This window comes from Pseudomonas sp. GV085, assembly GCF_003050925.1.
GTDB lineage: Bacteria > Pseudomonadota > Gammaproteobacteria > Pseudomonadales > Pseudomonadaceae > Aquipseudomonas.
In genome coordinates this window covers 24,897-47,997 of sequence record NZ_QAOV01000008.1, presented here as the reverse complement: position 1 = coordinate 47,997, position 23,101 = coordinate 24,897, and the positions used below count along the sequence as shown (strand labels likewise).

Genomic DNA, 23,101 nt, shown 5'->3' with positions numbered 1-23,101 from the left:
AGTGACCATGGCGGCAACCGAGCAACAATATGAACAGGCACTGAAGCGGTTTCTCGACGAACGCCCCGAGTTGCGCCACGACCTCGATCATCTCAACCCGTTGCTGGCCCAGGTCAAGGGCGAAACCCCGGCGCAGTACCGTGACGAACGCTTGCATGAGGCCTTCGAAGCCGAGGCAGAACGGCTAGGATTGTTCGCCTGGGAGCTGACGCTGCAACTGACGGCTGCCACGGCCGAAGACTACGAAACGCAGCGCCGGGAAGTGCACCGGGAAGTGGCGGAGATGGCCGGTATGGATTGGCTGGAATACTGTGATTTGTATGGAATAGAGCCGTAACCCTCGTTTCTGGGCAATCCGCTTTAGATTTTTGTACCGACTATTCGGCCGCCATCGCGAGCAGGCTCGCTCCCACAGGTTTTGTGGTGAAACGCTAATCGTTGGCACCTCGCAAACCCCTTGTGGGAGCGAACCTGCTCGCGAAGGCGGCCGCCCAGACAACATCACTTTAGCCGCCCCGTCGATAAAGCATTATCATGGCCGCAGTTTCGCTGATCGAGTCCGTCATGAAGTTCGCCATCGCCGTGTTTTCCGCCGCCCATGCGCCCTCCTCGCGCCGCGCCTTGCTGTTCGCCCAAGCGGCGCTGGCCGGCGGGCATGAGATTGTCCGGCTGTTTTTCTACCAGGACGGCGTCTACAACGCGTCCGGCAGCGTGGTCACGCCCCAGGATGAACTGGACTTGCCCAGGCAATGGCGCACCTTTGTCAGCGACCATCGACTCGATGGCGTGGTGTGCATCGCCGCCGCGCTGCGTCGTGGCGTGTTGAACGAGGAAGAAGCCAGGCGCTATCAGCGCGAGGCGGTTGCCGTCGGTGCACCGTGGGAATTGTCCGGCCTGGGCCAATTGCATGATGCGACGCAGGATGCCGACCGCCTGATCTGTTTCGGAGGCGCATGACATGGCCAAATCCTTGTTGATCATCAGCCGCCAGTCGCCCTGGTCCGGCCCGGGCGCGCGGGAAGCACTGGATATCGTGCTGGCCGGGGGTGCCTTCGATCTGCCGATTGGCCTGTTGTTTCTCGATGACGGCGTATTCCAGCTGGCCGCCGGTCAGGACGCCAAGGCCTTGCAACAGAAAGACCTGAGCGCCAATCTGCAAGCCCTGCCGATGTTCGGTGTCGAGGAACTGTTCGCCTGCGGCGACAGCATCACCCAGCGCGGCCTGGACCCCAGCGGCCTGTCGCTGGAAGAAGCCCAGGTGTTGGCCGCCCCTGAAATCACCGCCCTCATTGACCGTTACGACCAGGTGATCACCCTCTGATGTCGACTTTGCATGTGTTGTCTCAATCCCCGTTCGGCGACGGACGCCTGACCAGTTGCCTGCGCGTGATCGGGGCCAACGACGGGTTGCTGCTGTCCGGAGATGCCGCCTATGCGTTGCAGCCAGGCACCGCACCGTTCACGGCGCTCAGCGCACGCGGCCTGAAGCTGTTCGTCCTGGCTGAAGACGCCCAGGCCCGTGCGCTTGCGGTTCCAGACTGGGCCCGCGCCATCGATTACCCGGCCTTCGTCGAACTGTCGATTCACTACGACAAGGTCAACAGTTGGCTATGAATGCATTGACGGTCGGCGCCCGCGCCATCGAGCTGGACAAGGACGGTTTCCTGGTCGAACTGAGTGACTGGTCCGCCGATGTGGCCAGTGCCCTGGCGGCTGCCGAAGACATCGAGTTGACGCCCGATCACTGGGAAGTCCTTGAACTGCTGCGCAGTTTCTACGCCGAATTCCAGCTGTCGCCGGCCACCCGTCCGCTGATCAAGTACACCGCCCTGAAACTCGGCCCGGAAAAAGGCAACAGCCTGCACCTGAACCGACTGTTCAAAGGCACTCCCGCCAAACTCGCCGCGAAACTGGCGGGCCTGCCCAAACCGACGAATTGCTTATGACCAATTACCCAGCATTGACCCTCGAAACGCCTGCCGAACATCCGTTCGCCCAATTCGTGCGGATCCTTGGCAAAGGCAAACGCGGCGCCCGTGACCTGACCCGGGTCGAGGCCCGCGAGGCCATGGGTATGGTGCTCGATGAAAAGATCGAGCAAACCCAACTCGGCGCATTCCTGATGCTGTTGCGGCACAAGGAAGAAAGCGCGGAAGAGATGGCGGGCTTCACCGAGGCATTGCGCGAACGCCTGAATCCTCCGGCGCTGGCGGTGGATCTGGATTGGCCGACCTACGCCGGCAAGAAGCGGCACTTGCCGTGGTATCTGTTGGCGGCCAAGTGCCTGGCACAAAACGGCGTGCGGATTTTCATGCACGGCGGCGGTGCCCACACGGCCGGCCGCTTGTACAGCGAGCAACTGCTGGGCGAATTGAACATCCCCCTGTGCCGCAACTGGCAACAGGTCGGCTCGGCACTGGATAACGGCGGCCTGGCGTTCATGCCTTTGATGGACTGGGCGCCACAGTTGCAACGGATGATCGACCTGCGCAACACCCTGGGCCTGCGCTCGCCGATCCACTCGCTGGCGCGGATTCTCAATCCGCTGGGCGCGCGTTGCGGCCTGCAGAGCATTTTCCACCCGGGTTATCAGGCCGTGCATCGCGATGCCAGCGGACTGCTCGGCGATACCACCATCGTGATCAAGGGCGATGGCGGCGAAATCGAGGTCAACCCGGACGCAGACAGCCATCTGTACGGCACCACCGGCGGCGAGAGCTGGGATGAGGAATGGCCCCGGTTGTCGGCGCAGCGTCACGTCAAACCTGTATCGCTCGATCCCGAGCACTTGAAAGCGGTCTGGCGTGGCGATGAGGTCGACAGCTACCCACAAATGGCCTTGATCTCGACCATGGCCCTGTCCCTGCGTGGCCTCGGACAGACCCGCGAACAGGCCTTCGAAACCGCTGAAAAATACTGGGCTGCGCGGGACAAATCGATTTAATCGATCATTTACGCCCGATCTTTGCGCTTTTTGTTCGAACTCATCGGAATAGACTCAACCCCAACGATTATGGGTTTCGGGAGTCTTTAACATGGGATTGTTAGTGGATGGCCGCTGGCAGGACAAGTGGTACGAAAGCAGCAAGGACGGCGCGTTCCAGCGTGAACAGGCGCAGCGTCGCAACTGGTTGACCGCTGACGGCAAGCCGGGACCGACCGGCGTCGGCGGTTTTGCGGCCGAACCCGGGCGCTATCACCTGTACGTTTCCCTGGCCTGTCCGTGGGCTCATCGCACACTGATCCTGCGCAAACTCAAAGGCCTCGAAAAGCTGATCGACGTTTCGGTGGTCAGTTGGTTGATGCTGGAAAACGGCTGGACCTTCGACCAGCACCTGGGTTCGACCGGCGACAAGCTCGATCACTTCGACTTCATGCACCAGCGCTACACCGCCGACACCGCCGACTACACCGGCCGCGTCACCGTACCGGTACTGTGGGACAAACAGCAAAAGCGCATCGTCAGCAATGAATCATCGGAAATCATCCGCATGTTCAATAGTGCCTTCGACGATTTGACCGGTAACGACCTGGACTTCTACCCGGCGCCGCTACGCGGTGAGATCGATGCGTTGAACGAGCGGATTTATCCGGCGGTGAACAATGGCGTGTACCGCGCCGGGTTTGCCACGTCACAGCAGGCTTATGAAGAAGCGTTCGATGATGTGTTTGCCGAGCTGGACCGACTGGAGCTGCTGCTGGGTGCCAACCGTTACCTGGCGGGTGAGTACCTGACCGAAGCAGACATCCGCCTGTTCACCACGCTGATTCGCTTCGATGCGGTGTACTACGGGCACTTCAAGTGCAATCTGCGGCGGATTGCCGATTATCCGAATCTGTCGAACTGGCTGCGCGAGATCTATCAGTGGCCGGGGGTGGCCGAGACGGTGGACTTCACCCACATCAAGAACCACTACTACGCCAGCCACCGCACCATCAACCCGACGGGTGTGGTGCCCAAAGGGCCGACCCAGGACTTCACCGCGGCCCATGATCGGGAGCGGTTGAGCGGGAAAGGGGTTTGGCGCAAGGCCTGAGCACTTCGGTGTCATTGAAGGCCCCATCGCGAGCAGGCTCGCTCCCACATTGGATCTGTGTCGCACACAAATCCCTGTGGGAGCGAGCCTGCTCGCGATGGGGGCAACTCGATCTTCAGACCTGCCCCTGAGCCCCTTCGAACCACGCCAGTTTCTCGCGCAGTTGCACCACTTCACCCACGATCACCAATGTCGGCGCATGCACTTCATGCTCCGCTACCAGGCGTGGCAGGTCTGCCAGGGTGCCGGTAAACACCCGCTGGTTGACCGTGGTGCCCTGCTGGATCAACGCTGCCGGGGTATCGGCACCGCGACCATGCTTGATCAACTGTTCGCAGATGATCGGCAAGCCCACCAGCCCCATGTAGAACACCAGGGTTTGCGCCGGGGCCACCAGATCGGCCCAGGGCAAATCGGTGGAACCGTCCTTCAGGTGCCCGGTGACAAAGCGTACCGACTGCGCATAATCGCGGTGAGTCAGCGGAATCCCGGCGTAGGCCGCGCAACCGCTGGCCGCCGTGATCCCCGGCACGACCTGGAACGGGATGCCCTGGGCCGCCAGTTCTTCGATCTCTTCACCACCACGACCGAAGATGAACGGATCACCGCCCTTCAATCGCACCACGCGCTTGCCTTGCCTGGCCAGATCCACCAATTGCTGGTTGATCTGATCCTGTGGCACCGCGTGATCGGCACGGCGCTTGCCGACGTAAACCCGCTCGGCGTCGCGGCGGCACAACTCGATGATCGCCGGCGCCACCAGGCGGTCGTATAGCACTACGTCGGCTTGCTGCATCAAACGCAAGGCGCGGAAGGTCAGCAGGTCGGGATCGCCCGGGCCTGCGCCCACCAGATAGACCTCACCGGTCGCCACTGGCGCTTCGCCATCGATTTTCGCCTGGAGCAACCGCTCGGCTTCAGCGCCCTGCCCAGCCAGTTGCCGGTCGGCAATCGGGCCCTGGAAAACATCTTCCCAGAACGCCCGACGCTGCTGCACATCGGGAAACAGGCCTTTGACCTGATGACGGAAACGCGCCGCCAAACCAGCCAGGTGACCGTAGGTGGAAGGAATCCAGGTTTCGATCCTGGCACGGATCAAGCGTGCCAGCACCGGCGCATCGCCGCCGCTGGACACTGCAATGATCAACGGAGAACGGTCGACGATGGCCGGGAAGATCACGCTGCACAGGGCCGGCGCGTCCACCACGTTGACCGGCACGCAACGCCGATGGGCATCGGCGGAGACTTGTGCGTTCAGCGCCTCGTCGTCGGTGGCGGCAATGATCAGCCCGCAACCTTCCAGGTCCGTTTCGGCGTAACCACGCAACAGGCACTCGCCACCGCTGCCGGCAACCAGTTCGCGCAGTTGTGCTTCGATTTCAGGTGCAACCACCCGCAGCAGCGCACCGGCATCGGCCAACAGGCGGGATTTGCGCAAGGCAATTTCCCCCCCACCGACGACCAACACACGACTGCCGCGCAGGTTGTGAAACAGCGGCAGATAGTTCATTTAGCCAATGACCTCAAGGCCGCCCATGTACGGCTTCAGCACGTCGGGTACGCGGATCGAACCGTCAGCCTGCTGGTAGTTTTCCAGCACCGCGACCAGGGTACGACCCACTGCCAGGCCGGAGCCGTTCAGGGTGTGCACCAGTTCCGGCTTGCCGGTTTCCGGGTTGCGGAAACGCGCTTGCATGCGACGGGCCTGGAAGTCGCCACAGTTGGAGCACGACGAGATTTCACGGTACTTGTCCTGGCTCGGGATCCACACTTCCAGGTCGTAGGTCTTGACCGCGCTGAAGCCCATATCGCCGGTGCACAGGGCCAGGGTGCGGTAAGGCAGTTCCAGCAGTTGCAGGACTTTCTCGGCGTTGGCGGTCAGGCCTTCCAGCGCTTCCATGGATTTCGATGGCTCGACAATCTGCACCATCTCGACCTTGTCGAACTGGTGCTGGCGGATCATGCCGCGGGTATCGCGACCCGACGCGCCGGCTTCGCTGCGAAAGCACGGGGTGTGGGCAACGAATTTGATCGGCAGCAGTTTCGAATCGACGATTTCGCCGGCGACGATGTTGGTCAGCGACACTTCAGCGGTCGGGATCAGATACAGGTCGGCTTCGCCTTCGCGCGCGATCTTGAACAGGTCTTCTTCGAACTTCGGCAGTTGACCGGTGCCTTGCAGCGCCGGTGCCTGGACCAGATAAGGCGTATAGGCCTCTTCGTAGCCGTGCTCGGTGACGTGCAGGTTGATCATGAACTGCGCCAGGGCGCGGTGCAGACGGGCGATCGGGCCGCGCAGCAGGGCGAAACGGGCGCCGGACAGTTTGGCGGCGGTTTCAAAGTCCAGCCAGCCGAACTTCTCGCCCAGGGCCACGTGGTCCTGAACCGGGAAATCGAAGGCCGTCGGCGTGCCCCAGCGGCGCACTTCGACGTTGCCGTCTTCGTCTTCGCCGACCGGCACGGATTCGTGCGGCAGGTTGGGGATACCCAGCAGGATCGAGTCCAGGTCGGTCTGGATCGCGTCCAGTTCGACTTTACCGGCGCTCAATTCGCCCGCCATGCGCTCGACGTCCGCCATCAGCGGCGCGATGTCTTCACCGCGCTGCTTGGCCTGACCGATGGATTTGGAACGCGCATTACGTTCAGCCTGCAGTGCTTCGGTGCGGGTCTGGACGGTCTTGCGCTGTTCTTCCAGCGCTTCGATGCGCGCAACATCCAGGGCATAGCCACGGGATGCCAGGCGGTCCGCTACGTCCTGAAGGTTGCTACGTAACAGTTTGGAATCGAGCATGTCGGTTTCTCGTTTATCAAAGTTTGGTCAAGGACAGGCCGGCCCAGGTGGCAAGCAGCCCGCCGAATACGCTGAGCGCCGCATAGCCCAGGGCCAGCGGCACTTGCCCGCTTTCCAGCAGGCGCACCGTATCCAGTGAAAAGGATGAAAAAGTCGTCAGCCCTCCGAGGAAGCCGACGACCAACCCGGCACGCACCTCGATGGGCACCTCCGGGCGTATCAAAAACAGACCGTATAGAACGCCGATCAGCAAACAGCCCACGATATTAACGGCCAGCGTCGCGGTATAGAAGTGCCGCGGCCAATTCGCGTTGATCCAGTTGCCCGTGGCAAAGCGCAATAACGTACCGGCCATCCCGCCGACGGAAACCGCAACAATCAGTGGAAGCACTATTTTCTCCGCTGCCTTGGGCTTAAACGGTCGAGTTTTGCCAGGTGATTGAGCTTCTCGCCGATTTTCAGCTCCAGGCCACGGGGCACCGGTTGATAGAACGGGATCGGGTCGAGTTCTTCCGGAAAATAGTCTTCGCCAGCGGCATAGGCGTCCGGCTCATCGTGGGCATAGCGGTATTCATCGCCGTAGCCCAGCTGCTTCATAAGCTTGGTCGGCGCGTTGCGCAGGTGCAGCGGCACTTCCAGCGAACCGTGCTCGGCGGCGGCGCGCAGTGCGGTCTTGAAGCCCATGTAAACCGCGTTGCTTTTCGGCGCGCAGGCCAGATAGGTGATGGCCTGGGCCACCGCAAGTTCGCCTTCGGGGCTGCCAAGGCGTTCCTGCACCTCCCACGCCGCCAGACACAGGCTCAGGGCGCGCGGGTCGGCATTGCCGATGTCTTCGCTGGCCATGCGCACCACGCGCCGGGCCAGGTACAAGGGGTCGCAACCGCCGTCGATCATTCGCGCGAACCAGTACAGCGCGCCATCGGGGTTGGAGCCGCGCACCGATTTATGCAGCGCGGAGATCTGGTCATAGAACGCTTCGCCGCCCTTGTCGAACCGCCGGCGGGTATCGCCGAGCAGGCTTTGCAGGAGCTCGGTGCCGATTTCGCTGTTGTCTTCCGCCAGGTCCGAAGCGTTTTCCAGGAGGTTGAGCAGGCGCCGACCATCGCCATCGGCGGCCGACAGCAGCATCTGGAAGCCTTCGTCGCTGAGGGTCAGGTTCCGTTTGCCCAGGCCACGCTCTTCGGTCAGCGCGCGGTGCACCAGTTTGCGCAGGGCTGCTTCGTCGAGGCTTTTCAGCACATAGACGCGTGCCCGGGAGAGCAAGGCGTTGTTGAGTTCGAACGAGGGGTTTTCCGTGGTCGCGCCGATGAAAATCAGCGTGCCGTCTTCAACGTACGGCAGGAACGCATCCTGCTGGGACTTGTTGAAGCGATGCACTTCGTCGACGAACAGGATGGTGCGGCGGCCGTATTGCGCGGCCTGCTGCTTGGCGATTTCCACCGACTGGCGGATCTCCTTGACCCCGGCCAGCACCGCCGAGACCGTTTCGAAGTGCGCATCCGAAACTTCCGCGAGCAACCGCGCCAGGGTGGTTTTGCCCACGCCCGGCGGGCCCCAGAAAATCATCGAATGCAGGGCACCCTGCTCCAGCACTTCGCGCAAGGGCTTGCCGCGAGCGAGCACGTGTTCCTGACCGACGTACTCGTCCAGGTTGGCCGCGCGCAGGCGGGCGGCCAAGGGCTGGGCGATGGGGGTGCTGCGAAACAGGTCCATCACTACCTCTGAAACCTCACTGGGTCCGATGCCGATCCTGTAGGAGCGAGCTCGCTCGCGATGGTTGCCAACGATAACGCTGTAAACCTGACACCCCGCGGCGTGCTCGGGTTTATCGCGAGCACGCTCGCTCCTACAAAGGTTATGTGAGTTATTCCTGAATTACGTCCGCCCCTTTAGGGATATCGAACTTGAACCTGGAGGCCGGGATCGGCTCGTTGGCCTTCACCCCGGTGAACAGGATATTGGTGCGCTGACCAACGCTGTCGATCAACTGCATGTCGTTGACCAGGCCATTGCGGAACGACAGGCGCAGGCTGTCGAACAGGGTGTCCTTGGTTTTCGGCTTCAAGGTGAAGTCGATCACGCCGCCGGCTTCCTTGGCGCTGATGTCGAAGCTCTGGCTAATCTTGGACACGTCACCGGACAGCAGCAACGCTGGGGTCTGGGTCAGGCGCTGGTCGAGCTTCTTGATGGTGGCCTGTTCCAGGTCCGGGTCCCACAGGGTGACCTTCTTGCCATCGGAGATCATGGTCTGCTCGGCCGGCGCGTCGGTGTGCCAGTAGAACAGGCCTGGACGCTGCAGGGACATGTCGCCGGCGGTTTCCTGCAACTGGGTGCCGGTGCCATCGAGGGTCAGTTGCGAGAAACGTGCAGTCAGGGTCTGGGATTTTTCCAGCAGTTGGGTCAAGCGCGCCACGTCCTTGTCATCGGCGTTAGCCTGGAGCGTGGTCAAAGCCAGTACCGGCAGCAACAGCATGCGGATCAGACGCATGGGAGTCCTCATAACATTCGTGGGAGTGCGGGCGACGCCAATGGGCGCCCCCCCTTTCATGCTCGGGTCAGTCGCGCACCGGGCCCGGAGCCAGGACTTCACGCGAACCGTTGGTGTTCATGGACGTCACGACCCCGGCCATTTCCATGGCTTCGATCATGCGCGCGGCGCGGTTGTAGCCGATCTTCAGCTTGCGCTGAACCGCGGAAATGGAAGCGCGACGGCTTTCCAGCACGAACTGCACGGCTTCATCGTACAGCGCGTCGGCCTCGGGATCGTCACCGTCGCCGCCACCGCTGCTGCCTTCGAAGCCGCTGCCCGCCTCTTCGACACCATTGAGGATGTCGTCGTTGTATTCCGGCGCGCCCCGCAGCTTCCAGGCTTCCACCACGCGGTGAACCTCATCGTCGGACACGAATGCACCGTGAACACGAATCGGCAGGCTGGTGCCCGGCGGCATGTACAACATGTCACCGTGGCCCAGCAGCTGTTCGGCACCGCCCTGGTCGATGATTGTCCGCGAGTCGATCTTGCTCGATACCTGGAACGCCATACGAGTCGGGATGTTGGCCTTGATCAGACCGGTGATCACGTCCACCGACGGACGCTGGGTCGCGAGGATCAGGTGGATACCGGCCGCACGAGCCTTTTGCGCGATACGGGCGATCAGTTCTTCAACCTTCTTGCCGACGATCATCATCATGTCGGCGAATTCGTCGACCACCACCACGATGGTCGGCAGTTTTTGCAGGAGCGGCGCTTCGTCGTGGATGCTTTCGCGCTTGTACAGCGGATCGCTCAACGGCTCGCCGGCGTCCTGGGCTTCCTTGACCTTGGCGTTGAAGCCCGACAGGTTTCGCACGCCCATCTTGGCCATCAGCTTGTAGCGTCGCTCCATTTCGGCGACGCTCCAGCGCAGGGCGTTGGCGGCGTCCTTCATGTCGGTGACCACTGGGCACAGCAGGTGCGGAATGCCTTCGTAGATCGACAGTTCCAACATTTTCGGGTCGATCATGATCAGCTTGGCGTCTTCCGGGCCGGATTTGAACAGGATCGACAGGATCATCGCGTTCACACCCACCGACTTACCGGAACCGGTGGTACCGGCCACCAGCAAGTGCGGCATTTTCGCAAGGTCGGTGATGACCGGCTTGCCGCCGATGTCGTGACCCAGGGCCAGGGTGACCGGGGATTTGAAGTTGTCGTACTCGGGGGTCGACAACACCTCGGAGAAACGCACGATCTGCCGGTCTTCGTTGGGAATCTCGATACCGACCGTGGTCTTGCCCGGAATCACTTCCACCACGCGCACGCTGGTCACGGCCAGGGAACGGGCCAGGTCTTTGGCCAGGTTGGAGATGCGGCTGACCTTGACGCCAGCCGCCGGCTGGATTTCGTAACGGGTAATCACCGGACCCGGGTGAATCGAATCCACCGTAACTTCAACGCCGAATTCTTTGAGCTTGATTTCCAGCAGGTGGCCAACCGCCGCCAGGGATTCAGGCGAGTAATTGAGTTGTTTCTTTTCCGCGGGATCGAGAATCGAGATTGGCGGCAAGGTGCCTTCCACGGCGCTGTCGACGAACAGCGGCGCCTGTTTCTCTTTCTCGACGCGTTTGCTCGGTGCGACGGGCTTTGGCGGCGCGGGCGCAATCACCGGCGGCACCTGTTTCTCGCGCTCGGACATGTGCTTGCTCAGGGCTTGCTCACGTTCGATCAGGCGTTCCTTGACCTTGGCCTGCTCGCGTTTGTCAGTGACGGTCGGCGCAACCACCTCATCCATGCGGTCGTCGACTTCACGCAATTGGGCGACCAGTTGCTTGCGCTCGGTACGGGCCGCCCACCAGCGATTGGCCGCGCCCTGGAACAGCTCGAACAGATCAAGGGTGATCTTGCCCGTGATGTCCATGACCTTGAACCACGACAGGTCGGTAAACACGGTCAGGCCGAACAGGAACAGCGCGATGAACAACAGCGTGCTGCCCTGGATATTCAGGGCGTTCCTGGCCAGGTCGCCGAGGCTTTCACCCAGCGCACCGCCCGCACCGGCCGGCAAACCGGTCGCGGCATGGAAATGGATATGGGCCAGAGCGGCACCCGACAGCACCAGGAACACCAGGCCGATCAGGCGCCAGGAGAACAGCCAGCCGCTCCACTGCCACGGTTCGTGACGTTGGCGGAAGATCTGGTACGCCTTGATGGCCAGCAGCAACGGGAAGATGTAGGCGAAGTAACCCAGCACCATGAACAGGATATCGGCGCTGTAGGAGCCCGCTGGACCGCCGAAGTTCTGCACGTCGTCGATCTTGCTGTTATGACTCCAGCCCGGATCATCCTTGCCATAGGTCAACAAGGCCATCATCAGGAACAGGCACAAGGCACCGATGGCGATCAGCGCACCTTCCTTGAGTCGGTAGTGCAAGTGCTGGCGCCAGAGCGGAACGACGGCTGGTTTAGGTGCTGCGGTGGATTTCTTCAAAACGCTTCTTTTCCTGCGCCATGGGCGCGTCCATCTGTTGAAAGACTATAAAAACTGCCAAAAAACTGCCCAATCCAGGCAGGTAAAAAAGTTAACACGTGTTACCGGGACTACTTTTAACACTACGCCCAGGTTTTTATAAACACGGCGCGCACTGAATATAGGTAACACGCAGGGCATTGTACGGGTTTGTACGCACGACGCCATGCTTGAGCCCCTAGGGTGTAGCATAGTCAACAGCACATGACATGCCGTTCAATTTGAGCATGCATTCTCTTTTGTGACAAAGGCTTATGAGGTGTTTTTATGAGCGAAGCGAAGCATTCACGCCTGATTATCCTGGGCTCCGGTCCTGCCGGTTACAGCGCAGCCGTTTATGCCGCCCGCGCCAACCTCAATCCCGTTGTCATTACCGGCATACAGGCAGGTGGCCAGCTCACCACCACCGTCGAGGTGGATAACTGGCCAGGCGACGTCGAAGGCCTGACCGGACCGGTCCTGATGGACCGCATGCAAAAACACGCCGAGCGCTTTGCCACCGAGATCGTTTACGACCACATCCACACCGCCAAGTTGCAACAACGGCCGTTCGAACTGATCGGCGATGGCGCGACTTACACCTGCGACGCACTGATCATTGCCACCGGCGCTTCTGCGCAATACCTGGGTCTGCCGTCGGAAGAAAAATTTGCTGGCAAAGGGGTTTCGGCATGCGCGACCTGTGATGGATTTTTCTATCGCAATCAGGTGGTTGCGGTGGTCGGTGGCGGTAACACTGCGGTCGAGGAAGCTTTGTACCTGTCGAACATCGCCAAGGAAGTGCACCTGATCCATCGGCGCGACAAGCTGCGCTCGGAGAAGATCCTCCAGGACAAACTCTCCGAAAAGGCCGCCAACGGCAATATCCGCCTGCACTGGAACCAGAATCTGGATGAAGTGCTCGGCGATGCCAGCGGCGTGACCGGTGCCCGCCTGCGGGACAGCCACACCGGCGAAACCAGAGAACTGCCGCTGGCCGGGGTGTTTATCGCCATCGGCCATAAACCCAACACCGACCTGTTCACGGGCCAACTGGAGATGCGCAACGGGTATCTGCTGGTCAAGGGTGGCAGCGAAGGCGATGCCACCGCTACGGCGATTGCAGGCGTGTTTGCCGCCGGCGACGTAGCCGACCACGTTTATCGCCAGGCCGTTACGTCTGCCGGGGCTGGTTGCATGGCGGCGCTGGACGCCGAAAAATACCTCGACGACATTCCTGCCGTTTGAAGGCAAACTTTACGGCGGGTCAACACCCGCCACTGCCCTCCCCTTCTGCAAGCCCGGATGCCATGCTGACTTGGTTACAACGCAATACCCTGCATTTCCCACCGCTGGAAAAGGCCATGCGCGACCCCAACGGGCTTCTGGCTGCCGGTGGCGATCTGTCCGCCGATCGGCTGATCTCGGCTTATCGCCACGGCTGCTTCCCCTGGTTTTCTGAAGGCCAGCCGATTCTCTGGTGGTCGCCGGATCCGCGCACGGTTCTGTTTCCCGACGAATTGCACGTCTCGCGCAGCCTGAACAAACTGCTGCGCCAGCAACGCTATCAAGTGACCTTTGACCAGGACTTCGCCGCCGTCATCCGCGCCTGTGCAGCCCCCCGGGATTACGCCGACGGCACCTGGATCACCGAAGCCATGCAGGACGCCTACATCGAGCTGCACAGGCGTGGACACGCGCACTCGGTGGAAGTGTGGGACGGGGATGAACTGGTCGGCGGGTTGTATGGCCTGGCAATGGGCCAGCTGTTTTTCGGCGAGTCCATGTTCAGCCTCGCTGACAACGCCTCGAAATTCGGTTTTGCCACACTGGTCAGGCATCTGAAAGACTCAGGCTTCGTACTGATCGATTGCCAGATGCCCACCGATCATTTGCACAGCCTGGGCGCCCGGGCGATTGCGCGCCGCGAGTTTGCCGATTATCTGGCCAGGCACCTTGACCAACCCAACCATGCCACCTGGGTTTGCTGAGCGACTTTTGCCCGTGTGGCTTACACTTATTCAAAAGCATTATCCCGAGGGTTGATCATGACCGAGTTGGCGCGTTTGAAGTTCTATGCCACTCAGCCGCACTCTTGCAGTTATCTGCCCGGGGAACAGGCCACAACCCTGTTCCTCGACCCTAGTCAGCCCATGGATGTGCATGTCTATGCAGACCTGTCGGAGATGGGGTTTCGTCGCAGTGGCGACCATCTCTACCGACCGCATTGCCAGAATTGCAATGCATGCGTTCCGGCGCGTATTCCCGTGGGACAGTTCACGCCCAACCGGCAACAGAAACGCATCTTCAAGCGCAACGCGGATTTGCAGGTGCGCCCCGCCAAGCCCCGCTTCAACGAAGAGTACTTCGACCTTTACCAGCGCTATATCGAACAGCGTCACGCCGATGGCGACATGTACCCGCCAAGTCGCGACCAGTTTTCGACATTCCTGGTGCGGGACCTGCCGTTTTCACGCTTTTATGAATTTCGCCTGAACGGCCGGCTGCTGGCCGTCGCCGTCACCGATTTACTGCCGAACGGTCTTTCGGCGGTCTACACCTTCTACGAGCCCGCCGAAGAGCGTCGCAGCCTTGGGCGCTACGCAATCCTCTGGCAAATCGCCGAGGCCGGCCGGCTGGGGCTGGAGGCGGTCTACCTGGGCTACTGGATCAAAAACTGCAAAAAGATGAACTACAAGACTCAATATCGCCCCATTGAGTTGCTGATTAATCAGCGCTGGGTGGTTCTAAACTAGAGCCAGCCCTAAACCCCTTGGCTTAAACCCCACTTTTCGGGCACAATGCACGCCGCTTTTGCCTGGCGCAGTTGCACCGGGCCATTCATTGGACACCGAGGGCTTTACTGCATGTCGAAAGAAGACAGCTTCGAAATGGAAGGCACTGTCGTCGACACCCTGCCCAACACCATGTTTCGTGTGGAGTTGGAAAATGGGCACGTCGTAACCGCGCACATCTCCGGCAAGATGCGCAAGAACTACATCCGCATTCTTACCGGCGACAAAGTGCGCGTCGAGCTGACGCCCTATGACTTGAGCAAAGGGCGCATCACTTACCGCGCTCGCTAAGGTAGGAGCGAGCTTGCTCGCGAAAAACCTGAGAGCACCGCGCCAAGTCAGATTCCCCGCAACATCGTTGACGACCATCGCGAGCAAGCTCGCTCCTACAGAGATAGAGCCCTCGCTAATCAAGTCAACACAAAACGCCCGGCTCATGCCGGGCGTTTTTGTTTGCCTGGGATTTGAAGAACATCCCTGTAGGAGCTGCCGCAGGCTGCGATCTTTTGATCTTAAAAAACAAAATCAAAAGATCGCAGCCTGCGGCAGCTCCTACAGGGGATTCGCGTGCAGGCAGCAAAAAGGCGCCTCTCGGCGCCTTTTTGTTTTGCTTCTGAACGTCAGGCCATCTCGGCCGTGGTCTCGAACTCGAAGGTCAGCTCGCCGTCCTTGATGTCGATGTGCACCACGCCGCCATGTTCGGCCAGTTCGCCAAAGAGAATCTCCTCCGCCAGCGGACGCTTGATCTTGTCTTGGATCAGGCGAGCCATTGGGCGAGCACCCATCGCCGCGTCGTAACCACTTTCGGCCAGCCAGCTGCGGGCTGCATCGGTGACTTCCAGCAACACACGCTTGTCTTCCAACTGCGCCTGAAGCTCGGTAAGGAACTTGTCCACCACACTCTTGATGACCTCATGGCTGAGGCGACCAAACTGGATGATGGTGTCCAGACGGTTGCGGAATTCCGGCGTGAAGCTCTTCTTGATCACCTCCATCGCATCGGAAGAGTGATCCTGATAGGTGAAACCGATTGAAGCGCGAGCTGCAGTCTCGGCACCGGCGTTGGTCGTCATGATGACGATCACGTTACGGAAATCCGCCTTGCGCCCATTGTTATCGGTCAACGTACCGTGATCCATGACCTGCAACAGCAGGTTGAAGACTTCCGGATGCGCCTTCTCGATCTCATCGAGCAACAGCACGCAGTGTGGCTGCTTGGTGATGGCTTCGGTCAGCAGACCACCCTGATCGAACCCGACATACCCTGGAGGCGCACCGATCAGACGCGATACGGTGTGGCGCTCCATGTATTCGGACATGTCGAAGCGAATCAGCTCGACACCCAACGCCTTGGCCAACTGACGTGCCGCTTCGGTTTTACCGACACCGGTCGGCCCTGCGAACAGGAACGAACCGACAGGCTTGTCAGGGGATTTGAGGCCGGCACGGGACAGCTTGATCGCGGTTGCCAGCGAATCGATCGCGGCATCCTGACCGAACACGGTCAATTTCAGGTCACGCTCGAGGTTACGCAGCAGCTCTTTATCGGAGCTGGTGACGTGTTTTGGTGGAATCCGCGCAATCTTCGCAACGATGTCCTCGACCTGAGGCACTTCGATGCGTTTAACGCGCATTTCCACCGGCTGCAGACGCTGATAGGCACCCGCCTCATCAATGACATCAATGGCCTTGTCCGGCATGTGACGATCATTGATGTAACGCGAAGCCAGTTCGGCAGCCGCGCGCAGGGCTTCATCACTGTATTCGATATTGTGATGAAGCTCGAAACGCCCCTTCAGGCCACGCAGAATGCCAATGGTGTCTTCCACGGAAGGCTCCGACACATCGACCTTCTGGAAGCGCCGGGCCAAGGCACGGTCCTTCTCGAAGATGCCGCGGAACTCCTGGAAGGTGGTCGAACCGATGCAACGGATATCACCGGATGACAGCAGCGGCTTGAGCAGGTTCGAGGCATCCATGACACCACCGGACGCGGCACCCGCACCAATAATGGTGTGGATCTCGTCGATGAACAGGATCGCCTGTGGACGTTTTTTCAGCTCATTGAGCAACGCCTTGAAGCGCTTCTCGAAATCGCCACGGTACTTGGTACCGGCCAGCAAGGCACCCAGGTCAAGGGAGTAAACCACGCTGTTGGCCAGCAGATCCGGCACCTGGTTGTCGACAATGCGCTTGGCCAGGCCTTCGGCAATCGCGGTTTTACCCACGCCCGCCTCGCCCACCAGCAGCGGATTGTTTTTACGCCGACGCGCGAGGATCTGCGCGACACGCTCGACTTCCAGCTCACGCCCCACCAACGGATCGATACGACCCTGGCGCGCCAACTCATTGAGGTTGCTGGCATAAGCATCCAGGGGATTACCCGAGGAAGAAGATTCACCGCCCTCGTCGTCCTGCATATCTTGCTCACCTTCAGAGTGATCGCCATGCCCCGGCACCTTGGAAATGCCGTGGGCAATGTAGTTGACGACATCTATACGGGCGACGCTCTGCTGTTTCAGCAGGAACACCGCCTGACTCTCTTGCTCACTGAAGATCGCGACCAGCACGTTGGCACCAGTCACTTCGCGTTTGCCCGAGCTCTGTACGTGAAACACAGCACGCTGCAGGACACGCTGAAAGCCCAGGGTTGGCTGGGTTTCGCGATCCTCGTCATGCACGGGGATCAATGGCGTGGTGGAGTCGATGAACTCCTGCAGGTCATGCTTGAGTTTGTCGAGGTTTGCGCCGCACGCACGCAAAACGGTGGCGGCAGCCTCATTGTCCAATAGGGCCAGCAAGAGGTGCTCGACGGTCATGAACTCATGACGCTTCGAACGGGCTTCCTTGAAGGCAAGATTGAGGGTGACTTCGAGCTCGCGGTTTAACATAGCTTCACCTCATACCCAAGTGGTCGGCGATTAACCGTCCTTCTCGATTTCACAGAGTAGCGGATGCTGGCTTTCCCTGGCGTACTGGTTGACCTGCATGGCCTTGGTCTCGGCGATGTCGCGGGTAAACACTCCACATACTGCCCGTCCTTCTGTGTGGACGGCCAGCATGACCTTGGTCGCCAGCTCGCGATTCAGGTTAAAAAACACCTCGAGCACTTCGACGACGAAATCCATCGGTGTGTAGTCATCGTTGAACAAAACCACCTTGTACATCGGCGGCGCCTGTAGTGCAGGCTTTGCCTCCTGAACAGCAATGCCCGTGGAATCGTCGTCGTGTAAATCAGGGCGATCCTGATTGAATGTTAGTCGAATCTGGCTGATTGCATGCATGGAAAGAAAGGTTCGTCAGTTGTTCAAATACAGTGGTGGGGGCGGCTATCAGCGTTTTCAACTCCGACTGCCCGGTCAGCTTGACTATCGGCAAAACGGTGTTACAAACAATAGAGCCCACAGTGGGTAAAAAAGGTCCGCGGAGTCAATCTTATTTACAGATTCGACTGCGGATGTACTGGATGATACTCCAGTGATGGAGTCTGTTGCAGAGGGAGTTGGGTATGGCTGTCGGCAAGGTGAAGTGGTTCAACAACGCCAAGGGTTACGGATTCATCAACGAGGAAGGCAAGACAGAAGACCTGTTTGCCCACTACTCAGCCATTAAAATGGATGGCTATAAAACCCTGAAAGCCGGGCAAGCTGTCGTATTCGACATCATCCAGGGCCCCAAAGGCCTGCACGCGGTCAACATCGGCAACCCGGTGGATGCTTCGAAGGCCACCACCCCCATCATTGAACAGACCGTTACGGTTTAACGCCGCACCGTCAACCAGCCATAAAAAAACCGCCTGACTCAAATACTTGAATCAGGCGGTTTTTGTGTGCCTGCGTTTTCTTACATGTGCGAGATCAGCGCATCACCAAAACCGGAAGACGACACCAGCTTCGCACCTTCCATCAGACGTTCGAAGTCATAGGTCACGGTCTTGGCGGAAATCGCGCCGTTGGTGCCCTTGATGATCAGGTCGGCCGCTTCGGTCCAACCCATGTGGCGCAGCATCATCTCAGCGGAGAGAATCAGCGAGCCCGGGTTGACCTGGTCCTTGCCGGCGTACTTCGGTGCCGTACCGTGGGTGGCTTCGAACATGGCCACGGTGTCGGACAGGTTGGCACCCGGCGCGATACCGATACCACCCACTTCCGCCGCCAGGGCGTCGGAGAGGTAGTCGCCGTTCAGGTTCAGGGTCGCGATCACATCGTACTCGGCCGGACGCAGCAGGATTTGCTGGAGCATGGCGTCGGCAATGGCATCCTTGACGACAACGTTCTTGCCGGTTTTCGGGTTCTTGAACTGCATCCACGGACCGCCGTCGAGCAGGGTCGCGCCGAACTCTTCAGCCGCCACTTCGTAGGCCCACTCCTTGAAGGCACCTTCGGTGAACTTCATGATGTTGCCTTTGTGCACGATGGTCAGCGAGTCGCGGTCGTTGTCGACCACATATTGCAGGGCCTTGCGCGCCAGACGCTTGGTGCCTTGCAGGGATACCGGCTTGACGCCGATGCCGCAGTTCTCGTCGAAACGGATCTTGGTCACGCCCATTTCTTCTTTGAGGAACTTGATGACTTTGGTGGCTTCCGGCGTACCGGCCTTCCACTCGATGCCGGCGTAGATGTCTTCGGAGTTCTCGCGGAAGATGGTCATGTCGACATCGCCCGGCTTCTTGACCGGGCTAGGCACGCCTTCGAACCAGCGCACCGGGCGCAGGCAGACGTACAGGTCGAGTTGCTGACGCAGGGCCACGTTCAGGGAACGGATGCCGCCACCGACCGGGGTGGTCAGCGGGCCCTTGATGGAAACCACGTAGTCCTTGACCGCGTCCAGGGTTTCCTGAGGCAGCCAGGTGTCCTGATCGTAAACCTGAGTCGCTTTCTCCCCGGCGTACACCTCCATCCAGGAAATCTTGCGCTCGCCACCGTAAGCCTTCTTAACAGCAGCATCGACAACCTTGATCATGACCGGGCTGATGTCGACGCCAATGCCGTCGCCTTCGATGAAGGGGATGATCGGGTTATTAGGAACATTGAGAGAATGGTCTGCATTGACGGTGATTTTGTCGCCGACGGCTGGAACCTGAATCTTCTTGTAACCCATGCTGAACTCCATTGATTGGATTGAACATCTGGCTTGGTTCGAGCGTAACCCAGTTGAATCGGCGCGCAAACCCTATGTTCCGCCCATCGGCGGCAAAGCCTTGCATCTGGCGAGCTACAAGCCTGAAAGCAAAGGGAAAAGCGCCAAAACCAAGCACGACGAATGACTCTACGCCCGACTTGCCCCTGCGACCTTTAGACCAATGGACGACATTCGTTGCGTATGAACCATCGGCAGATTGCCAGCTACCTATGTATAATGCCGCCGCTGACCAAAGGGTCACGACGGGTAAAACAGCCTGCCGCTTGATGAAAAGCGACGAGCGTTTGCGCCCAAAGCCGGTCTGTTATCGCAGTCCGGCCACTTGACGCCCTACTGATGCACCCAACATCACAGCAACGAAACCTCGATATTCGGCTCATGGATGACTTTGAACGAACGCGCTTACCCGGCGCCCTCGAGTTTCTGCGCACGCTTTAGCAAAGAAGAGAGAGTTAATCCGAATATGCCCACCCGCTCGAAGATCATCTATACCTTCACCGACGAAGCTCCTGCCCTCGCCACCTATTCACTGTTGCCTATCGTAGAGGCGTTCACCGCCTCGGCTGATATCGCCGTTGAAACCCGCGATATCTCTCTTGCAGGGCGCATCCTGGCCAGCTTCCCCGAGCAACTGGGCGACAAAGCCGTAGCCGACCACCTCGCCGAACTGGGCGCCCTGGCCGTTACGCCTGAAGCCAACATCATCAAATTGCCGAACATCAGTGCCTCGGTTCCGCAATTGCAAGCCGCGATCAAAGAGCTGCAAGCCCAGGGCTTCGCACTGCCGGACTACCCTGAGACCGTCACCAGCGACGCCGACAAAGAAGCCAAGGCGCGTTACGACAAGATCAAGGGCAGCGCCGTGAACCCGGTTCTGCGTGAAGGCAACTCCGACCGTCGCGCGCCGCTGTCGGTCAAGAACTACGCACGCAAGCACCCGCACAAAATGGGCGCGTGGGCCAAGGACTCCAAGTCCCACATCGCGCACATGAACACCGGCGATTTCTACGGCAGCGAAAAAGCCGCCCTGATCGACGCCGCTGACGCCGTGAAAATCGAACTGATCGCTCAAGACGGCACCGCCACCGTCCTGAAAGAAAAGACCAGCGTACAAGCCGGTGAGATCCTCGATTGCGCGGTATTGAGCAAAAACGCCCTGCGCAGCTTCATCGCGGCCGAAATCGAAGACGCCAAGGCACAAGGCGTGCTGCTGTCGGTTCACTTGAAAGCCACCATGATGAAGGTCTCCGACCCGATCATGTTCGGCCAGATCGTTGCCGAGTTCTATAAAGACGCACTGACCAAGCACGCTGACGTACTGGCACAGATCGGCTTCAACCTGAACAACGGCATCGGCGACCTGTACGCTCGCATCAAGGCCCTGCCTGCTGAACAGCAAGCGGCCATCGAAGCTGACATCCAGGCGGTCTACGCCGCTCGCCCTTCCCTGGCGATGGTCAACTCCGACAAAGGCATCACCAACCTGCACGTGCCGAGCGACGTGATCGTCGACGCCTCGATGCCGGCGATGATCCGTGACTCCGGCAAGATGTGGGGCACCGACGGCCTGCTGCACGACACCAAGGCCGTGATCCCGGATCGCTGCTACGCGACCATCTACCAGGCTGTGATCGAAGACTGCAAGGCCAACGGCGCGTTCGATCCGACCACCATGGGCAGCGTGCCGAACGTTGGCCTGATGGCGAAGAAAGCCGAAGAATACGGCTCCCACGACAAGACTTTCCAGATCAAGGCTGACGGCGTTGTTCGCGTCACCGACAGCAAGGGCACCCTGCTGATGGAACAGGCTGTCGAGGCCGGCGACATCTTCCGCATGTGCCAGACCAAAGACGCTCCGATCCAGGACTGGGTCAAACTGGCCGTCAACCGTGCTCGCGCAAGCGCGACCCCGGCGATCTTCTGGCTGGACCCGATGCGCGCCCACGACGGCGTAGTGATCGAGAAAGTTCAGGCTTACCTGAAGGATCACGACACTGCCGGCCTGGACATCCAGATCATGGCGCCGGTCGATGCGATGAAGTACACCCTGCAGCGCACCCGCGAAGGCAAGGACACCATTTCGGTGACCGGCAACGTACTGCGCGACTACCTGACCGACCTGTTCCCGATCATGGAACTGGGCACCAGCGCCAAGATGCTGTCGATCGTGCCGTTGATGAACGGCGGTGGCCTGTTCGAAACCGGCGCCGGTGGTTCGGCTCCGAAGCACGTTCAGCAGCTGCTGGAAGAAAACTTCCTGCGTTGGGATTCGCTGGGTGAATTCCTGGCCCTGGCCGCGTCCCTGGAACACCTGGGCGTGACCTACAACAACCCTAAGGCGCTGGTGCTGGCCAAGACCCTGGACCAGGCCACCGGCCAGTTCCTGGACAACAACAAGTCGCCATCGCGCAAAGTCGGCAACATCGACAACCGCGGCAGCCACTTCTACCTGGCGCTGTACTGGGCTCAAGCCCTGGCTGCCCAGACCGAAGACGCTGCACTGCAAGCGCAGTTCGCGACCCTGGCCAAGACCCTGACCGAGAACGAGGCGACCATCGTTGCCGAACTCAACGCCGTTCAGGGAAAGCCAGTGGACATCGGCGGTTACTACCACGCCGACGCCGAGCTGATCAGCAAGGCCATGCGCCCAAGCGCAACCTTCAACGCGGCGGTAGCTGCGCTGGTGTAAGGTTGTAAGGAAGCACCACAAACCCCGGCCCCGTGCCGGGGTTTGTGTTTTCAGAATTCACACAAACCCATTGTAGGAGTGAGCCTGCTCGCGATAGCGTCATGTCAGCCAATATTGATGTCACTGACATACCGCCATCGCGAGCAGGCTCACTCCTACATTGGACTGTGTTTCAACTTTGGAATTTGAGGACATCTCATGGACTGGAAACCCCACATCACCGTCGCCACCATCGTCGAAGACAACGGTCGCTTCCTGATGGTCGAAGAACTCAAGCACGGGCGTGTGGTGCTCAACCAGCCCGCCGGCCACCTGGACCCGAACGAAACCCTGACCGAAGCCGCCATTCGCGAAACCCTCGAGGAAACCGGCTGGGACGTCCAACCGACCGGCGTACTGGGCATTTACCTCTACACCGCCCCGAGCAACGGCGTGACCTACCAGCGGGTCTGCTTTATCGCCAAACCACTGAAACACCACGCGGATTATCAACTGGACGACGGCATCGTCGGCGCCAAGTGGTTGACCCGCGAGGAATTAATCGAGCAGCGCGACAACTGGCGCAGCGAGCTGATCATCCGCTGCATCGACGACTATCTGGCAGGCCAGAACTTCGGCCTCGAATTGATCCGTCCTTCTCTTTAGCCATGCAGGCTCCAGCC

Annotated in this window: 24 protein-coding genes; 15 read left to right on the top strand and 9 right to left on the bottom strand. The window is 59.9% G+C overall.

Going from position 1 to position 23,101, the window contains the following annotated elements; translation table 11 throughout:
• The first annotated feature begins 7 nt into the window (after positions 1-7).
• The 7 genes from C8K63_RS17670 to C8K63_RS17640 all read left to right on the top strand — a co-directional run bounded on the left by C8K63_RS17670 (position 8) and on the right by C8K63_RS17640 (position 4,037).
• Positions 8-337 (top strand): DUF6388 family protein, encoded by a 330-nt coding sequence (locus C8K63_RS17670; protein ID WP_108217874.1) that lies wholly within the window; start codon positions 8-10, stop codon positions 335-337.
• A gap of 227 nt (positions 338-564) precedes the next feature.
• A complete protein-coding gene (tusD, locus tag C8K63_RS17665) occupies positions 565-957 on the top strand; it encodes a sulfurtransferase complex subunit TusD (protein ID WP_108218114.1) in 393 nt (130 codons plus the stop codon).
• A gap of 1 nt (position 958) precedes the next feature.
• A complete protein-coding gene (gene tusC / locus C8K63_RS17660; protein ID WP_108217873.1) occupies positions 959-1,321 on the top strand; it encodes a sulfurtransferase complex subunit TusC in 363 nt (120 codons plus the stop codon).
• The gene (gene tusB / locus C8K63_RS17655; protein ID WP_108217872.1) at positions 1,321-1,614 is read left to right on the top strand and encodes a sulfurtransferase complex subunit TusB; all 294 of its coding nucleotides are present in this window, start codon (positions 1,321-1,323) and stop codon (positions 1,612-1,614) included. The genes tusC and tusB overlap by 1 nt, the downstream gene beginning before the upstream one ends.
• Positions 1,611-1,946 carry a TusE/DsrC/DsvC family sulfur relay protein gene (locus C8K63_RS17650; RefSeq protein WP_108217871.1) on the top strand — a complete coding sequence of 112 codons (336 nt, stop codon included), beginning with the start codon at positions 1,611-1,613 and terminating at the stop codon, positions 1,944-1,946. Before tusB ends, C8K63_RS17650 begins: the two co-directional genes overlap by 4 nt.
• Positions 1,943-2,944, top strand: a complete 1,002-nt coding sequence (locus tag C8K63_RS17645) for a glycosyl transferase family protein (RefSeq protein WP_108217870.1) — start codon at positions 1,943-1,945, stop codon at positions 2,942-2,944. The genes C8K63_RS17650 and C8K63_RS17645 overlap by 4 nt, the downstream gene beginning before the upstream one ends.
• Before the next feature lie 91 nt (positions 2,945-3,035).
• Complete coding sequence (locus C8K63_RS17640; RefSeq protein WP_108217869.1) at positions 3,036-4,037, top strand: glutathione S-transferase family protein; 1,002 nt, start codon at positions 3,036-3,038, stop codon at positions 4,035-4,037.
• Positions 4,038-4,152: 115 nt separating this feature from the next.
• Here the strand turns inward: C8K63_RS17640 and cysG are convergent, their stop codons facing one another.
• From cysG to C8K63_RS17610, 6 genes are all read right to left on the bottom strand, one after another.
• Positions 4,153-5,547 (bottom strand): siroheme synthase CysG, encoded by a 1,395-nt coding sequence (gene cysG, locus C8K63_RS17635; protein WP_108217868.1) that lies wholly within the window; start codon positions 5,545-5,547, stop codon positions 4,153-4,155.
• A complete protein-coding gene (gene serS, locus C8K63_RS17630) occupies positions 5,548-6,828 on the bottom strand; it encodes a serine--tRNA ligase (RefSeq protein WP_108217867.1) in 1,281 nt (426 codons plus the stop codon).
• Between the two features lie 16 nt (positions 6,829-6,844).
• Positions 6,845-7,219: a fluoride efflux transporter CrcB gene (gene crcB, locus C8K63_RS17625; RefSeq protein WP_108217866.1), complete on the bottom strand. Its 375-nt coding sequence runs from the start codon at positions 7,217-7,219 to the stop codon at positions 6,845-6,847.
• The gene (locus tag C8K63_RS17620; RefSeq protein ID WP_108217865.1) at positions 7,219-8,541 is read right to left on the bottom strand and encodes a replication-associated recombination protein A; all 1,323 of its coding nucleotides are present in this window, start codon (positions 8,539-8,541) and stop codon (positions 7,219-7,221) included. The genes crcB and C8K63_RS17620 overlap by 1 nt, the downstream gene beginning before the upstream one ends.
• A gap of 151 nt (positions 8,542-8,692) precedes the next feature.
• Positions 8,693-9,316: an outer membrane lipoprotein chaperone LolA gene (lolA, locus tag C8K63_RS17615; protein ID WP_057399851.1), complete on the bottom strand. Its 624-nt coding sequence runs from the start codon at positions 9,314-9,316 to the stop codon at positions 8,693-8,695.
• A 67-nt stretch (positions 9,317-9,383) separates the two neighbouring features.
• Positions 9,384-11,795: a DNA translocase FtsK gene (locus C8K63_RS17610; RefSeq protein WP_108217864.1), complete on the bottom strand. Its 2,412-nt coding sequence runs from the start codon at positions 11,793-11,795 to the stop codon at positions 9,384-9,386.
• Between the two features lie 306 nt (positions 11,796-12,101).
• Between C8K63_RS17610 and trxB the strand changes: the two genes are divergently transcribed.
• From trxB to infA, 4 genes are all read left to right on the top strand, one after another.
• Positions 12,102-13,061, top strand: coding sequence for a thioredoxin-disulfide reductase (trxB, locus tag C8K63_RS17605; RefSeq protein WP_108217863.1), 960 nt, complete (start codon positions 12,102-12,104; stop codon positions 13,059-13,061).
• Between the two features lie 62 nt (positions 13,062-13,123).
• Positions 13,124-13,804: a leucyl/phenylalanyl-tRNA--protein transferase gene (gene aat, locus C8K63_RS17600; protein ID WP_108217862.1), complete on the top strand. Its 681-nt coding sequence runs from the start codon at positions 13,124-13,126 to the stop codon at positions 13,802-13,804.
• Positions 13,805-13,861: 57 nt separating this feature from the next.
• Positions 13,862-14,569 carry an arginyltransferase gene (locus tag C8K63_RS17595; RefSeq protein WP_108217861.1) on the top strand — a complete coding sequence of 236 codons (708 nt, stop codon included), beginning with the start codon at positions 13,862-13,864 and terminating at the stop codon, positions 14,567-14,569.
• A 111-nt stretch (positions 14,570-14,680) separates the two neighbouring features.
• A complete protein-coding gene (gene infA / locus C8K63_RS17590) occupies positions 14,681-14,899 on the top strand; it encodes a translation initiation factor IF-1 (RefSeq protein WP_002553999.1) in 219 nt (72 codons plus the stop codon).
• Positions 14,900-15,228: 329 nt separating this feature from the next.
• Here the strand turns inward: infA and clpA are convergent, their stop codons facing one another.
• On the bottom strand, positions 15,229-17,499 hold the full coding sequence (gene clpA, locus C8K63_RS17580; RefSeq protein WP_108217860.1) for an ATP-dependent Clp protease ATP-binding subunit ClpA: 2,271 nt from the start codon (positions 17,497-17,499) through the stop codon (positions 15,229-15,231).
• 30 nt (positions 17,500-17,529) lie between these two features.
• The gene (clpS, locus tag C8K63_RS17575) at positions 17,530-17,892 is read right to left on the bottom strand and encodes an ATP-dependent Clp protease adapter ClpS (RefSeq protein ID WP_032829596.1); all 363 of its coding nucleotides are present in this window, start codon (positions 17,890-17,892) and stop codon (positions 17,530-17,532) included.
• A gap of 224 nt (positions 17,893-18,116) precedes the next feature.
• On the opposite strand from clpS, the gene cspD reads away from it, so the two are divergent.
• Entirely contained in the window at positions 18,117-18,371 is a 255-nt protein-coding gene (cspD, locus tag C8K63_RS17570) for a cold shock domain-containing protein CspD (RefSeq protein WP_108217859.1), read from the top strand.
• 80 nt (positions 18,372-18,451) lie between these two features.
• Here cspD and icd read toward each other — a convergent pair whose 3' ends face one another.
• The gene (icd, locus tag C8K63_RS17565; protein WP_057399856.1) at positions 18,452-19,708 is read right to left on the bottom strand and encodes an NADP-dependent isocitrate dehydrogenase; all 1,257 of its coding nucleotides are present in this window, start codon (positions 19,706-19,708) and stop codon (positions 18,452-18,454) included.
• Between icd and C8K63_RS30495 the strand changes: the two genes are divergently transcribed.
• The 3 genes from C8K63_RS30495 to C8K63_RS17550 all read left to right on the top strand — a co-directional run bounded on the left by C8K63_RS30495 (position 19,707) and on the right by C8K63_RS17550 (position 23,084).
• The gene (locus C8K63_RS30495) at positions 19,707-19,874 is read left to right on the top strand and encodes a hypothetical protein (RefSeq protein WP_177413231.1); all 168 of its coding nucleotides are present in this window, start codon (positions 19,707-19,709) and stop codon (positions 19,872-19,874) included. The two genes, icd and C8K63_RS30495, sit on opposite strands and share 2 nt — an antisense overlap.
• Positions 19,875-20,213: 339 nt before the next feature.
• Positions 20,214-22,439, top strand: coding sequence for an NADP-dependent isocitrate dehydrogenase (locus tag C8K63_RS17560; RefSeq protein WP_108217858.1), 2,226 nt, complete (start codon positions 20,214-20,216; stop codon positions 22,437-22,439).
• Between the two features lie 198 nt (positions 22,440-22,637).
• Positions 22,638-23,084: an NUDIX hydrolase gene (locus tag C8K63_RS17550; protein WP_108217857.1), complete on the top strand. Its 447-nt coding sequence runs from the start codon at positions 22,638-22,640 to the stop codon at positions 23,082-23,084.
• The last annotated feature ends 17 nt before the right edge of the window (positions 23,085-23,101 follow it).